8 protein-coding genes are annotated in these 16,134 nt (G+C 36.1%); 7 read left to right on the top strand and 1 reads right to left on the bottom strand.

The genetic code is table 11. The features are described 5' to 3' along the window. Positions 1-363 precede the first annotated feature (363 nt). The 7 genes from MWH30_RS11480 (at position 364) to MWH30_RS11450 (ending at position 14,354) form a co-directional block, all read left to right on the top strand. On the top strand, positions 364-1,785 hold the full coding sequence (locus MWH30_RS11480; RefSeq protein WP_248664231.1) for a methyl-accepting chemotaxis protein: 1,422 nt from the start codon (positions 364-366) through the stop codon (positions 1,783-1,785). Between the two features lie 43 nt (positions 1,786-1,828). Then, a complete protein-coding gene (locus tag MWH30_RS11475; protein ID WP_248664230.1) occupies positions 1,829-2,917 on the top strand; it encodes an HD-GYP domain-containing protein in 1,089 nt (362 codons plus the stop codon). A gap of 87 nt (positions 2,918-3,004) precedes the next feature. Beyond that, positions 3,005-4,768 (top strand): HD domain-containing protein, encoded by a 1,764-nt coding sequence (locus MWH30_RS11470; protein ID WP_248664229.1) that lies wholly within the window; start codon positions 3,005-3,007, stop codon positions 4,766-4,768. Between the two features lie 20 nt (positions 4,769-4,788). Further along, positions 4,789-8,106 (top strand): PAS domain S-box protein, encoded by a 3,318-nt coding sequence (locus tag MWH30_RS11465; protein WP_248664228.1) that lies wholly within the window; start codon positions 4,789-4,791, stop codon positions 8,104-8,106. 27 nt (positions 8,107-8,133) lie between these two features. Further along, positions 8,134-11,613, top strand: a complete 3,480-nt coding sequence (locus tag MWH30_RS11460) for a PAS domain S-box protein (RefSeq protein WP_248664227.1) — start codon at positions 8,134-8,136, stop codon at positions 11,611-11,613. A 1-nt stretch (position 11,614) separates the two neighbouring features. After that, complete coding sequence (locus MWH30_RS11455; protein WP_248664226.1) at positions 11,615-13,276, top strand: SpoIIE family protein phosphatase; 1,662 nt, start codon at positions 11,615-11,617, stop codon at positions 13,274-13,276. A gap of 19 nt (positions 13,277-13,295) precedes the next feature. Further along, positions 13,296-14,354, top strand: coding sequence for an HD-GYP domain-containing protein (locus MWH30_RS11450; RefSeq protein WP_248664225.1), 1,059 nt, complete (start codon positions 13,296-13,298; stop codon positions 14,352-14,354). Between the two features lie 469 nt (positions 14,355-14,823). On the opposite strand, the gene MWH30_RS11445 is transcribed toward MWH30_RS11450, so the two are convergent. Then, positions 14,824-15,894, bottom strand: coding sequence for an NAD(P)-dependent alcohol dehydrogenase (locus tag MWH30_RS11445; protein ID WP_372494171.1), 1,071 nt, complete (start codon positions 15,892-15,894; stop codon positions 14,824-14,826). Between the last annotated feature and the right edge of the window lie 240 nt (positions 15,895-16,134).

Genomic DNA, 16,134 nt, shown 5'->3' with positions numbered 1-16,134 from the left:
GGCTTGCTTTCAGATAATAAAGACTTGTGATGAGCTTTGGGTATATGGTGATTCCAAGGGTTGCAAAAGAGAAGTAGCGTTTGCTAAGCAAGTTGGAGTTAAGGTCAGAAAGAAAGATCATAATTAAAGGCAAGATAGTTTCTTAAATCAAAGGGGGGATAGTAAAAAATAATGAACTACTTAGTTCACTTAGTTATTTTTATAGCCGTATTTATAGTTACTTTTATTTTTAGATCCAATCTGATTTTCTTTCTTATGGGAGGTATTGTTCTCATAATTTTATTTGGATTTCAGGTTATCAAATCAAAAAATAACAAAGATTATATGGAATTATTACTTCAATATTTGAAGTATGGAACTGAAATGAAAAAAGAATACCATATTTTAGAGTATAGCTTAAAAAAAGGCAAACAACTTAGAGATAAATTAAGAAAATTTAAAGAGAGCAACAAAACTAGAAGAGATGTAATTGATTTTTTACAAAAAATGATGGAGAATGAAAAAGAAGATTACATTCTAGGTATGTGGACTATTTGGGAACCTAATGCTTTCGATGGAAAGGATGATTTATATAAAAATAAGGAAAACCATGATAATACAGGGAGGTTAAGTATTTATTTTTATAATGAAGATGCTAAAATTAAAAGTATGGTTTTAAAAAATGTTGAAGATGAACACTTTTATACTATTCCACGTAACAAAGGTAAAATTTCTCTTATAGATCCATTCCATTTTGAAATCGATGGTAAAGAAACTTTGATGACTACAATTTCATTACCAATTATGAGTCGAAAAAAAGTACTAGGAGTTGCAGGAGTAGATATAAAAATATCAATTGAAAACATATCAGAAGATGTCTTATTATACCAAGCTTCTTCCAATATCTCTAATCATAATGAATTAGAAGAAATATTAAAAGAAAAGTCAGGTATTCATAAAGTTTTAGTAGAAGCAATAAAAAGTATAATTTCAAATAAGGAAGATATTCTAAATATCATTAATAGTTCAATAGAAGATCTTTCAGCTCATAGTGAAGAACTATCAGCTTCGGCAGAACAAGGAAATGCTACTATAACTACTACTAATGAGCTCATAGAAAATATGACAGCATCTATCGAAGAAATTTCAGCTAGTGCTGAGCAGGTGGCAAGCTTTTCTCAGGAAGCAAGCTCACAAACCGAGCAAGGAAATGAAAATATTGAAAAAGCGATTAGAAGTATTTTAGAAATAAATAAAGAGGTTAATGAAACAGTCCAGGTTATTAAGCAATTAGATGCTAACTCGAGAGAGATAGGTCGTGTAGTTGAGCTAATAACTGATATTGCTGAACAGACTAACTTATTAGCCCTAAATGCTTCTATAGAAGCGGCCAGAGCTGGTGAACATGGTCAGGGTTTTGCAGTAGTAGCGGAAGAAATTAGACAGCTAGCAGAACAGACTAGAGATGCTACAGGTGAGATAGCTCAGTTAGTAAATAAAACTCAACAGCAGTCTAAACAAGGTTTAGAAAAGGTAGAACAGGTAGAAAGTAGAGCTAAACAGGGTAAAGAGATTGTAGAAGAAACCGGCGAAGTGTTTACAGAGATTCAAGGGGCTGTTCAAGAGACTTCGATTCAGATAGAACAGACAGCTCAAGCTAGTAATGACTTGGCGCAAAAGAGCGAAGATGTCAATACTGCTTCGGAAGATATAAGTAATATGTCCGCTGAAATAACTCTCTCTTCTCAAGAACTTGCTGAGATGGCTGAAAACTTGCAGGAATTGATAGCTCAGTTTGAAATTTAGATTTACTAAATTTCTTTTTGAGAAGATGAAGGAGAGTGAAATAATGTATTTAACTAAGGTTGAAAATTTAAAAGTAGGTGATGTACTAGCTAGAAAGGTTTATACTGCGGATTATCAAGTCCTTTTAAAAGAAGGAGTAGAGCTAAATAATAAATATATTACTAGACTTAAACACTTAGGGATTAAGCATGTATATCTTAAAGATAAAGCGAGTGAAGAAGTGGAGATTATTGATGCTATCTCCGAAGAAATAAAAGGAGAAGCTATTAATCTAGCTAAGCAGTCTTTGGATACTATAAGTGAGTTGAGTTTAGAAGAGCAAGCTAGAGTTAAGAAGATAGTTGATACTGAAGAGATTGAAGAATTGATCAATAAGATTGTAGAGAATATTCTTGAAAGTCCAGATATCTTTATTAGCCTCAAAGATATTCGGGACGTTGATGAAGAGTTATTTTTTCATTTAACTAATGTAACTACGATTTCTTTAATAGTAGCTAAGATATTGAACTATGGTAAAAGGGAGATGTTAGATCTGGGAGTAGGGGCTTTTTTACATGATTTAGGTAAAATAAAGGTTCCTTCAGAAATACTGAATAAACCTGGGGCCCTGACTGATGAGGAGTTTGCTGAGGTGAAAAAGCATACTATTTACGGTTATCAGCTTCTTAAGCAGTTCAAGAAGCTGCCTAAGTCGGCAGTTTTGGTTGCTAAACAACATCACGAAAGAGAAGATGGTTCAGGCTACCCTTCAGGCTTGACTGGAGAGAAGACCCATGTCTTTGCCAAAATTGTGGCTATTGCTGATATATTTGATGCTTTGCAGAACGATAGAGTGTATAGAAGTGGACTTAAAGTTAATACGATTATTCGCGAGTTATATGATTTGGCTAATAAAAACCAATTAGATATAGTAATTGTGGAGCAGCTTGTTTCCAATTTAGTTGCTTACCCGGTAGGAAGTAGAGTTAAACTCAGTAATGGTTTCGAGGGAGTAGTGGTTGAACTTAATAGTGATGCTCTATTGAGACCGATAATAAAGGTTTTAAAAGAGGATGGGCAAGAGTTAGCGGAAGCTTTTATAGTTGATTTGAGTGAGGAAATGCTAGCTGCTACTATTAGCGAGGTTATTTAAAGTACTAATAATAGATATTTATTTCGAGAGTTAATTTTGCTTTTTGATTGAAAGGAGGAAGTTGTCATTAAAGATAACCCTTTAATTTTGATTGTAGATGATAATCTGCATAATTTATCTGTGCTTAATAATATATTAGCGGATAATGACTATAATGTGGTTACGGTTAGCAATGGAAAAGCTGCTCTAAAGCTTGTAGAAGAAAAGAAGCCGGAGTTAATTATTTTAGATATTATGATGCCTGAACTTGATGGTTACGAAGTTTGCAAAAGGCTAAAGGCTAATCCTGAAACTAAGCAGATTCCAGTTATTTTTTTAAGTGCTCTAAATAGCGTTGAGGATAAGCTAAAGGGGTTTGATTTGGGAGCAGTAGACTTTATAACTAAGCCTTTTCGAAGTCAAGAAGTAATAGCTAGAGTTAGTAATCATTTGGAGCTAAGGATGGCTCGACAGCAGTTGCAAAGAAAGGTAGCTGAGCAGGAGTTGCTACTGGAGAATATTGATATTCAGATTTGGTATTTAGATAGTCAACATACCTGCGTTAAGGCTAATTCGGCTTTTGTTAATTTTTTGAGTCTCACTAAGTCTGAGGTCGAAGGAAGGAGTGTTTGTGAATTTTTAGATAAGGATAAGCACCATGCTTATTTTGCAGGTAATCAAGAGGTTTTTAAAAAAGAAATGTCTGTTAAGATGGAAGCTTGGGTGGAAAATTTCAAGGGAGAAGAACGATTATTAACTATTACTAAGGTACCTAAACTGAATGAAGCGGGAAAAGTAGAGTATGCGATTTGTTGGGCCCGCGACATTACTGCCGAACGAGAAAAGCAGAAGCAGATAAGATATTTGAACTTTTATGATCAGTTAACTGGGCTGTATAATAAAAACTATTTTAGAGAAGAGTTAAAGCGTCTTGATGCTCCAAGGCAACTGCCAATAACGATTATTTTTATAGATGTTAACGGCTTGAAGTTAGTTAACGATGTTTTTGGGCATCAGGTGGGAGATGAACTATTGAGCTTAGTAGGAGAGATACTTCAAGACTGCTCACGGCAGGAGGATTTAGCAGTGCGCTGGGGAGGAGATGAGTTTATTATCTTATTACCACAGGTTGCTGAAAAAACAGCTCGAAAAATATGTCGGCGGATAAAGGAAGAATGTGAAAAAAAGAAATTAAAATCAATTAGTCCTAGTCTCTCCTTAGGCTATGCTGTAAAAAAGGAGATTGAAGAGGATATAGAGCAGACTCTTAGAGAGGCTGAGGAGCGGATGTATAATCAGAAAGTAGATCAAGGGCGAGAGTTCAGAAAGAAGGTCTTAGATAATTTAGTAGTCAAGCTAGCTGAGGAGGCTTATGAGACTTCAACTCATCAGCAAGCTTTAAAGGAGTTAGCTTTAAAATTAGGTCAGCTATGTAACTTATCTACTAAAGAGCTTAATAAGTTAGAGGCTTTAGCTAAGTATCATGATATAGGAAAGGTGGTAGTTCCTACGGAAGTTTTACAGAAGAGCGAAAAGTTAACAGCAGCCGACTGGCAGCAGATAAAAAAACACTCTCAAGCCGGCTATCAGATAGCCAGATCTACACACTTAGGTGATGTCTCAACAGAGATTTTGGCTCATCATGAATGGTGGAATGGCGAAGGTTATCCGCAAGCTTTAAAAGGAGAAAAAATCCCACTAGTAGCTAGAATCTTTACTATTGTTGAAGCCTATCAGGTTATGAGAGAAGGCCGGCCCTATCAGGAGCCTTTAAGTAAAGAGGCAGCTATTAAGGAGCTAAAGTCCAAAGCTAGAACTCAGTTTGACCCTCAATTAGTTAAAAAGTTCGTAAAAAAAGTACTTGCTGAATAGTATTTAGGTGGTGAAAACAGATGTTTTATAACCTGTTGCTTAAATATAGTACTAAGATTATCATCTTTTTTGCTATATTTGTCTTAATCTCTTTGATTGTAGCCCCAGTCTTTGTTACTGGAGTTTTAATTACACTCTTAGTGACTATTGTTACTGCTATTAAAGGTCTCAAGCTAGGACTTGTTACTACTGCTGGGTGCAGTATTATATCGAGTCTTGCTTTTTATGACTATTATGGCTCTTTGCTTGATTTGAACTACTTCATAGGTATGTTAATGACGTTTGTGGTGGTTATTACTATTGGCTTTATTGTTGACAGCCTCAGAGAAAAACAGAAGGAGCTAAAAAGCGAAATTCAAAAAAGGGTAGAGCTAGAAAATAAGCTCAAACAGGAGCGTAATTTGTTGAGGAGGGTAATTGATAATAGCCCAAACTGTATATTTGTCAAAGACCAAGAGGGAACTTATAAATTAGCCAACGAAAAGTTAAGTGAAGTCTTTGGAGTGCCTAAACAGGAGATTGTAGGTAGTAAGGATCAAGACTTTAATTTGACTCCGGAGGAGCTCGAAAGCTTTCAGACCGATGATCAAAGAGTTTTAACAAACAAGCAATCTTTATTTATTGCCCAAGAAAAGCTAACAGATGCAGCTGGACAGACCAGATGGTTTCAAACTACCAAACTTCCCTTGCAGATAAATGAAAATGAAGATGAATCAGCTCACTTATTAGCTATAGCTACTGATGTGACAGAGCATAAAGAATTAGAAGAAGAACTAAAGCAGACCCAGCATATGATGGAGAATATAATCCAGAAGGTAGGTGTTATTTTCTGGTCTCTGGACTTAGACAGTCAGCAGGTTACTTATGTATCTGATTCTTGTCAGCAGCTCTATGGTTATTCAGCTGCAGAGTTTTGTAATCAGTATCAGCTCTGGAAAGAGATGGTTCATCCGGCCGACCTGCCTCAATTGGAGCAGGCTGTACAGAAGCTATATCAGACTAAAGAAAGCGTAAGTTTAGAGCATAGAGTAAAGAGAGCTGATGGAGAAATCATTTGGGTTAAGTACTTTATGATTCCTATTTTTAATGATCAACAAGAGATAGTGCGTTTAGACGGGATTTCCTATGAAATTACTGAATTAAAGCAAGCTCAAAAAAAGCTGGATAAGTCCAGACAGCTATATAAAAATATTGTTGAAAGTCAACAAGAGATGATCTGTCGTTTTGAGATAGATACTACTATCACCTTTGCTAATCAGGCCTATCAGGACTGTTTTGGTATAAGCGAGGCTGATTTGGGCAATATTCAGTTTTTAGACTTAGTCCCCGAGGAAAGACACGAACAAATTCTTGTTCATTTAGCAAAATTAGCTAACGAAAGAGAACCTATAACTTATGAACATCAAGCTGAAACCGAGCAAGGATTACGCTGGCAAGAATGGACTGACTACCCTATCTTTGATGAGGAGGGTAAGTTAATAGAGTTTCAATCTATTGGTCTTGATATCACTGAAAGAAAAAAGGCTGAAGCAGAATTAGAGCTGGCTAAAAAAGAAGCAGAAAAAGCCAGCAATCGCTACCAAAGCCTATTAGCAGCTCAACGAGATATGATAATTAGAATAGATACTGAAGGTAGATATACCTACGTAAATCAAGTATTTTGTGAAAGTGTAGCTAAGGAGCAAGAGGAGTTGTGGGGGCAAAGCTGTGAACCTTTAGTTCATGAGGAAGACATATCAAAACTAAAGAAGGAGTTAGTTAAGCTACAGCAGCCACCTTATAAATCAGAAATAGAGCTGCGAATAAATACTGTTCAAGGAGTACGCTGGGTCGCTTGGAAGGCTCATTCTATTCGCAACGAAGAGGGAGAGGTGGTAGAAATACAGAGTGTTGGCCGAGATATTACTGAGCTGAAGGAGGCTTTAGCCAAGGCTGAAGCAGCTAATAAGGCTAAATCGGAGTTTTTAGCTAATATGAGTCACGAAATCAGAACTCCTCTTAACGCGGTGATTGGATTTAGTGAAATATTAGCCAGCCAACTGGAAGATGCTCAGCAACAAGACTATTTAACTTCAATTCAGACTTCTGCTCGGGCCCTATTAGAGCTAATTAACGAGATTTTAGACTTATCAAAGATTGAAGCTGGTATTTTGGAAGTAGAACCTCAAGTTATGGATCTGAATAATCTATTATTTGAGCTAGAAGAGATCTTTAAGTGTAGTGCTGAACAAAAAGGCTTAGAGCTAATAATTGAGGCCGATACTTGCTTGCCTGCTATTTATTTTGATGAAACTAGATTAAGACAGATTCTAGTTAATTTAATAGGGAATGCCATTAAGTTTACAAAAACTGGTCAGGTAAAGCTTAGTGTAGAGAGCGAAGTGAAAAATGAGCAAGAAAAATTAACCTTGCTGATTTTTGTTGAAGATACCGGAATAGGGATCGCTGCTCAGGAAGAAGAGAGAATTTTTAAGGCATTTACTCAACAAAGCACTCAAAAAGTTGGCGACTACGGAGGTGCGGGCTTAGGCTTAACTATTACTCAGCGTCTGACTAAGTTAATGGGAGGAGAGATTAGCTATCAAAGCCAAGTAGGAGAGGGAACTACTTTTAGATTAGAGTTTCCAGAGGTGCAGATAGCTAAAAAGCCCCAAGATGAAGAGACGGAGTCAGGCTTAGCTGTAGAGAATATATTTTTTGAGCCAGCCAAGATTCTGATAGTAGACGATGTAGACTCTAATCGAGAACTATTAAAGATTAAGCTGCAAGAGAAAGGCCTAGAAGTAATAGCAGCAACTAATGGTAGGGAAGGAGTTGAGCAGGCGCTAGAATATGAGCCGGAACTAGTATTGATGGATCTGAAGATGCCGAAAGTAGATGGCTACCAAGCGTATAACTTAATTAAAAAAGAGGGTTTGGAGATGCCGATAATTGCTCTAACGGCCTTTGCTACTCGAGAGGAGGAGCAGAAAGTTCAACAAGCTGGTTTTAGTGCTTTTTTGACTAAGCCTATTAATGAGCAGGAGTTATACAGTCAACTAACTGAGTATTTGGATTATTATTTGCTTAATCAGGAGCCTCAAGACCTAATTCAAGTTCTAGAAGGAAGGTTTATGCAAAAATATAGAGAACTAACAGAAGTACTAGTACTCAACTACGCAGAAGACTTTGCCCAAGAGTTACTTGAATTAGCTCAGCAACGTCAAGTAGAGACCTTGTTAGACTATGCTCAACGGCTTCAAAATCATATTCAAAACTTCAACTTAGAGAGCTTAGAAAAAGAACTTAGTTCCTTTCCTGAGCAAATAGAGCTGCTTAAAGAAATAAATCAAGACTAATAGTAGGAACTTAGGAGGAAGATTGAGATGAAATTAGAACTTTTATCATTACAAAAAGTTACTCTTTATCGAATAATACTAGCAATAGGGGCCGTTCTTTGGCTAGGCTTTGGGGCTTTCTATAGACTAAGTACAGACTATGTTGATCCGCTGACGCTGAATATTAGATTAATAGCTGCTTTTCTAAATTTAGCCTTAGTAGTACTTAGTTATAGCAGTGATTTTTTCAGAAAGAGAACTGTAGTTTTTGTATATGCTTTACTTTATATTGCTTGGGGTTATTTAGTCTATTTAGGTGTTATTGATGGCTTTTCATTTCATAATATGACTAGCCTGATTATAGTTATCTTTACAGTAAATCTATTTTTTGAAACTGATCGGTATTTATTGTATTTTAATTTAATTATTAATTTGGTAACAGTTATAGCTGTCTTCATAACTCCACTTGAGCTAGTTCATCAGCTCTCTGCGAGCATAACTTTAGTTTTAATTAGCACTATGTCCTATCTATTAGCGAAGGCCAGAAGTAGCTTAATTAGGAATTTAGAAAGTGTGAGTGCTCGCTATCAGAACTTAGTAGAGAGTATGCCTGTGGCTATAGCTCAGCATAAGATGGTATTTGATGAGGCAGGCGAGGCAGTAGACTATGTATTTTTAGAAGTGAATAATAGCTTTGAGGAGTTTACTGGCCTTGCTGCGGAAGAGATTATTGGCCGGAGAGCTACGGAGGTGCTACCTAGCTTAAGAGCGGGGGGGTTTGACTGGGTAGAAACCTATGCCCAGGTTGTTCAAAGTGAAGAGGTACTACAGTTTGAAAGCTATTCTCAGCCTCTTGATAGATGGTATTATGTATCTGCCTATAGTCAGCAAGAAGGATACTTTACCACTGCTTTTATTGATATAACTAAAAGAAAGCAGAGTGAGCAGCAACTGCAAGAACAAAAAAATCTCTTAGAAGGAGTTATAAATGGTGTTTCCGATATATTAGCTATTCAAAAGCCGGATCATACCATAGAGCGCTATAATGAAGCAGGCTATGAACTGCTAGGCTTAACTCCAGAGGAGGTTAAAGGCCAAAAGTGCTATCAACTCTTAGGTCAAGATGGAGTTTGTGAGCTGTGTGCAACTGAGCAGGCTTTAGAGACTAAGCAGTTGGAGAAGGTGGAAAAGTATGTTCCCGAGTGGGATCGCTATCTGGACTGTCGTAGCAATCCGGTTTTAGATCAAGAAGGAAATGTGGTCTGGATAGTAGAGCAGTTAAGGGATATCACCCAGCGTAAAAAGTCAGAAAAAAGGTTAAAAGAAGCTAAAGCTTTATTAGAGAAGTTAACTGAGCAGGTACCAGGTGCTCTTTACCAATACCAGCACTTTACTGATGGTAGCTCCTGTTTTCCCTTTGCTTCTCAGGGCATCTACGATGTCTATGCGGTTACTCCAGCGGAGATTAAGGAGGATGCTGAAGCTGTTTATGCTAGAATAGTTGCAGAGGACTACGATAGAGTTATGGAGTCAATCTTGGAATCAAGAGATTCACTAGAGGTTTGGCATGAGGAGTACAGGGTTGATTTACCCCAAAAAGGTGTTCGCTGGCTGGAGGGAATTGCTAGACCGGAAAAGTTAGCTGATGATAGTGTATTGTGGCATGGCTATATCAGAGATATTACTGAACGTAAAAAGAAAGAAAAAGAACAGGAAGTATTGATGACTTCTTTAAATGATATTATTATGGAGTTAGACGAGGAGTATAGAATTACAAGTATCTTAACTAACGATGAAGAGGGCTTGTTCTTTGCTAAGGAAGAACTGCTGGGGGGCAGAATAGGTGATTTTTTTACAGAGGAATTAACTGCTCACTTTGTTAAGCAGTTTGAGAAGGCCAAGAGTTCTAAGGAGAAGGTCTATTTTGAGTATCAGTCGCCTATCAGCCAAGAAGAGCAGTGGTTTAAAGCGGAGATGATAGTTATTAAGGATATTTATGATAACGATAAATATTTGGTGGTGATTAGTGATATTACCAAGCGTAAACAGGCAGAAAAGCAGCTAAAAGAAGCAGTCAAGCAAGCGGAAGCAGCCAATAAAGCTAAGAGCAAATTTTTAGCTAATATGAGTCATGAGATTAGAACCCCGCTTAATGCAGTGATTGGTTTTAGTGAGATCTTGAAAAATAGGGTTGAAGATGCTCAGCAGAAGGATTATCTGGATTCGATTCAGGCTGCTGCTCAAAACTTACTTAGTTTAATTAATGATATTCTTGATCTTTCCAAAATAGAGGCCGGGCTGATGGAGATAGAGTTTTCAGCAATGAATCTCAAAAAGTTTGCGCAAGAGATAGAACAGATCTTTGCTTATCAAGCTCAAAAGCAAGGATTAGATTTTATTTTGGAGTATAGAAGCTCTGTAAATCAGATTAAGTTTGCTGAGACTCGTTTGCGACAGATTTTGCTAAACTTGATCGGTAATGCTATTAAGTTCACTGAGGAAGGTTATATAAAAGTAGTAATTGCAGGTCAAGCTAAGGACTCTACAGATCGCTTGGACTTAACCATCAGGGTAGAGGATACAGGGATAGGAATTGCTGCAGAGGAGCAGGAAGAAATTTTTGCTAGTTTCAGTCAAAGTCAGAGTCAAAAAAGGGGCGAGTATGAGGGAACCGGTTTGGGTTTAGCTATTGTTCGTAAGTTGGTAGAGCTGTTGGATGGTGAACTAAGTTTAGAGAGTACTCAGGGAGTGGGAAGCAGTTTTAAACTTTACTTTGCTGGTTTAGAGATAGTTGAAAAGTCGCAGCTAGTAGAGCAGTTCCCCTTAGCTAAGCTTAAATTTAAGGCTCAGCAGGTGTTGATAGTGGATGATGTAGCTTCTAATCGGGAGCTGTTAAAGGTTAAATTAGCAAGCAGAGGTTTAGAGGTAATAGAAGCAGTTGATGGTCAAGAGGGAGTGGAGAAAGCGCTTAAGTTGAAGCCGGAGTTGGTGTTAATGGATCTCAAGATGCCGAAAATAGATGGCTATCAAGCTCGAAAGTTAATCAGAGAAGAGGGTCTGGAGATGCCAATAATAGCTTTAACAGCTTATGCTACCCAAGAAGAAAAAGAAAAGGTTGAGCAGGCTGTTTTTGAAGGCTTTTTAACTAAACCTATTAATGATCAAGATTTATTTACTAAGTTAAGTAAGTATTTAGATTATTATTTAGTTGGGAATAAAGCTGAGACTGAGGCAACTAAAGAAGATGAAAAAGTATTTGATTTAGAAGAACTGATTAATACTTTGAAAGTGGAGTTTAGAGAAGAGTATGAGGAGTTAACAGAAGTCCTGATAATCAATCAGATAGAGGACTTTGCTGATAGATTATTGGAGCTAGCTCAAAAGCAGCAAATAACAGAGCTGATTAACTATGCTAGTCAGTTAAAGAGCTATGCTGAAAACTTTGCTTTAGAAGAGTTAAGGGAGCAGCTTGCTACCTTTCCAGTTCAAATAGAGAAACTAGAAGCTAAGCTCAGCGAGGAGGATTAAAATGAAGGATACTTCTTTAATTTTAATTGTTGATGATAATGACCGCAACTTAAGGGTTTTGGGTAATTTATTAAAAGAGGAGTCTTATAATGTAATAGCGGTAAGTAGTGGTCAAGCAGCTTTAGATTTGATTGCTAAGAAGCTTCCAGATTTGATTTTGTTAGATATTATGATGCCTGATTTGGATGGTTATCAAGTTGCTAATGCTTTAAGTTCTAAGCGAGAGACGGCTCAGATTCCAATTATTTTTATTAGTGCTTTAAATGAGATAGAGGATAAACTAAAGGGGTTTGAAGCTGGCGGAGTGGACTTTATAACTAAGCCTTTTTATAAACAAGAGGTTTTAGCAAGGGTAAAAAATCACTTAGAGCTTAGAAAAACTAAACAGAAATTAAAAGAAAAAATGAAAGCACATCAGCGTAGTGAAAAAAAGCTAAAAGCTATATTTGAAGGAGCTAAGAATGTTTCTTTAGTTATTACTGAACCTTCCGAGGGAGGAGATGAGGCTATTATTAGGGAGTTTAGTCCGGGAGCTGAGAATACATTTGGCTATCAAAGAGAGGAAGTATTGGGAGAGCCGGTTTCTTTACTACATGTTGCTGAAGAAATAGAAGATTTTTCAGAGATGCACCGAGAGTTAAGAGAGCAAAAAGAGGTAATTTCAAAAAAGACTGAGTTAGTTAGAAAGAATGGAGAACGCTTTCCAGCCTTGTTTAATGTTTATCCTTTTGAACTGGATGGTCGCGAGGCTACTTTAGGAGTTTCGATAGAGATTAGTGAATTGGAAAAGGCTAAAAAAGAAATTGAAGAAAAGAATTTGGAGTTAAAAAAGCTTTATCGTAGTCTGGATAAGCAGTTTGAGAAGGCTAGTCAACTACATAAGCATTTTTTGCCAGAGCAGCTGCCGGAGCTTAAAGGTTTGGATTTAGCTGCTTATTATAAGCCAGCGGATAGGATTGGGGGAGACTTTTATAACTTAATAGAGCTAGATAATCAGGCAATTATTTATATAGCTGATGTTACGGGTCATGGTTTAGATGGGGCCCTGTTGAATATCTTTTTAAGAGAGTCTATTAATAATTATCTTCATTCTAAATATGAAAATATTGAAAAAGATTATAGTGGATATCACAGGTTAGAGTCTGAAGAAAAAGTTTTAAGTCCAACTGAGATTATTAGAGTTATTACTGATAGATATCAGCAAGAGGACTTTCCGGCCGATTATTTTATTTGCCTACTTTTAGTAGTTGTTGACTTAGAAAGTTTTGAAGTTAACTTTGTAAATGCTGGTTTTCAGCTACCTCCTTTGCTAGTTTCAAAAGATGGTGAGTTATCTGTTTATTCTTGTGGCGGGATGCCTATTTCCACTGTTACTGTTGATGACTTATTATCTGCTGAGTTAGATACTTTAGATTATCAAGCAGAGAAGCTCCAGTTAAGCAACGGAGAATTGTTCTTTTTAGCAACCGATGGCTTAGTAGAAGAAATGATTGAGGGTGATTTTTATGGTGAAGAAAGATTAAAGAATATTCTATTAGCTAAGCATAGCTTGAGTTCTCAAGAGATAATTGAAGCAATAAATGAAGATTTTAATAATTTAAATGGTAGTCCAGAAAGTCAAGATGATATTACCTTATTGGCTATAAAAAGAAAAGAATCTTGATAAGAGGGTGGGGGATATGATGCAAAGAATCTTAGTTGAAAATTTAACTCCAGGTCAGAAGGTAGCTAGAACTATTTATAATTCCGAAGGCAATGTATTAATTAGTGCAGGTATGAAATTAGAAAAGTCTTATATTAATCGCTTGCAGAGCTTAGGGATCGAAAGTATCTACATTGTTCCAGCAGAGATTCCTTTAGTTGATGTGCCAGATCCGATTTCAGATGAAACAAGAATGGAAGCTGTAAAAACAGTCAGAGAGATAATTAAAAAGATTAAAGGTGAAGCAGCTATTAATTCTAAAAAAGTCCAGAATATGGTAAGTGATATTATAGATGAGATATTACTTGATGAAAATAAGATAGTTCATTTAAACGATATTAGAAGTTATAGCGATTATATATTTCACCATTCAGTGAATGTAGCTGTATTATCTTTATTGATAGCTATGGATTTTAGCTATAATAGAGAAGAGTTAAGAAAATTAGGTTTAGGAGCTTTGCTGCATGATGTAGGAATGACTTTTTTAGATCAGGAGTTAGGAGAGAAAGATAAACTGTCTAGGGAAGAACATAGTAGTTTTAAAGAACATACAGTCTATGGTTATCAGACAATTAAAGAAATACCAGGAGTACATATTATATCGGCTCATGTTGCTTATCAGCACCATGAAAAGCTCGATGGTACTGGTTATCCGCGGGGTTTAAAAAAAGAAGATATTGTTGAGCCTGCTCAATTGGTAGCTGTAGCTAATGTATATGATGCTTTAACTAGTGATGGTAATGCTTTAGAAAGATTAAAGCCTCAGCAAGCTTTGAAGATATTAACAGCTTTAGGCGGACATAAGTTAAGCTTCAAATATGTTGAAGCTTTGACTAAACATATTGCTAAGTATCCAGTAGGCTCTTTAGTGATTTTAAATAGTGGGGAGACAGCTTTAGTATTAGAGGTTGATAAAGAAAACTTAAGCTCTCCAGTGGTTAAAGTTCTTAAAGATAAAGCCGGTAATCGTCTAGCTGGGCAAGAACTTATAGACCTACGTGAAAGTGAAGGACTTTATATTAAAGAGCTACTTGATTAGTAATAGTGATCAAGTAGTTGAGAAGTTTGCTAATATACTAATATATTGGTAGAGATAGCAGTAGACTAGTTCTGGATAGTTGAGATAATTGTATCCGTTAACTTTTAGTTTATCTAAACCCCGAATCAAGGCGAAAAACGATTGTATTGAACTCTATTAAATTACGATGGAACATCGTATGAGTTGAAAGTTTCACGTGTGGTGTAAACTGGGAAAAGCTAAGGGTAGTAACAAAGACATAACTATCAATATAAAACTCAATTTTACTAATTTCAGTCATAGTTAATTTGCATTATCAAAAAAGTTAGGGTCTCTGACTAATGTTATGAAGAAAAATATGTAAATCATAAAAATGCATTTGCCAAGCTTTCTCTAATTATTTAAGTAACTATACTTGAAATAGAGAAATAGCTTGGACAAATGCAATCATATAATATTAGTTAGTATATCAGGAAAGCCAAACTATTTATTAAAAAGTAATTAAGGGTTTAATTATATTATCTTCTTTATTTTTCATTAATTCAAAAGCTTTATCTATTTCATCGAAGGTAAATTCATGAGTAGTTAATAAAGTAGGGTCTATACGATCATTTTTAATTAACCTTAATAAACGCTTTATTCGCTCGGAACCTCCGGGACATAAACCAGTTTTTATTGTCTTATCTCCCATACCTACTCCAAAGTCAAGACGAGGAATATTTAAGTATTCACCTTTACCATGGTAGCCAACATTAGAAATGGTTCCACCAGGTCGAGTAACTTTAATGCAATTTTCAAAAGTAATTTGAGCTCCTAGTGCTTCAATTGCTGAATCAACACCGTGTCCATTAGTTAATTCTTTTATTTTTTCTACTGCATCTGTTTCCTTAAAGTCAATTACAATATCAGCACCATATTTTTTAGCTAATTCTTTACGCGCAGGAACAGTTTCAACAGCAATAATTAAACCAGCACCTAATAGCTTAGCTCCTGCTGTGGCCATTAAACCAACAGCTCCTTGGCCAAAAATAGCGACAGAGCCACCTATAGGTATTTCAGCATTTTCTGCTCCCATAAAACCAGTAGTCATCATATCAGTTGTATACAGTGCTTCTTCATCAGTTATATCATCAGGTATAGATACTAGATTTGCTTTAGCATCATTTACAATAAAGTATTCACCAAAAGTTCCATCCATAACATTAGCGTACTTCCAACCCCCTAACATTCCTCCGCCTTGAGGAGTCATTTCTTCACATTGTGAAGTATAACCTCTTTGACAGTTTTGACATTGAAAGCAAGGGGTAATTGCAGCTATTGTAACTCTTTCTCCTTTTTCGAAACCATCAACTGCACTACCTAATTGAGCAATTTCTCCTACAGCTTCATGACCTAATGTTAAGTTTTCTCTTTCCCCTATTGCGCCAGCAACAGTATGAACATCAGAAGTGCAGACTAAACCAGCAGTTGATTTTACTAGTGCTTCATTAGGACCTGGTTCTGGAATTGGTTTTTCCATGAATCCTACTTTATCAATTTCTTTCATAACAAAAGTTTTCATTGTGTTTGACATATATAAATACCTCCCTCCCCCTCTCATGAGGGGTTTTGAATATATTATATCTTTCTTGTTATTATATGTCAAATTATAAATAAAAAAATAAAGTTATTAATGTATAGTGAAGATTAAAAGGAAGATTCAGAACTAGATTTATTATAAATATTCACTAGCATTGCAAGAACTTAAATTGAAAAAGTCAAATCGCAAATATAGGATTTAGACTTGATTAAATAGAAAAAG

The organism is Fuchsiella alkaliacetigena (assembly GCF_023227765.1).
Taxonomy (GTDB): Bacteria; Bacillota; Halanaerobiia; order Halobacteroidales; family Acetohalobiaceae; genus Fuchsiella; species Fuchsiella alkaliacetigena.
The sequence above is the reverse complement of the archived record's forward strand: the minus strand, read 5'-3'. Positions and strand labels throughout refer to the sequence as shown.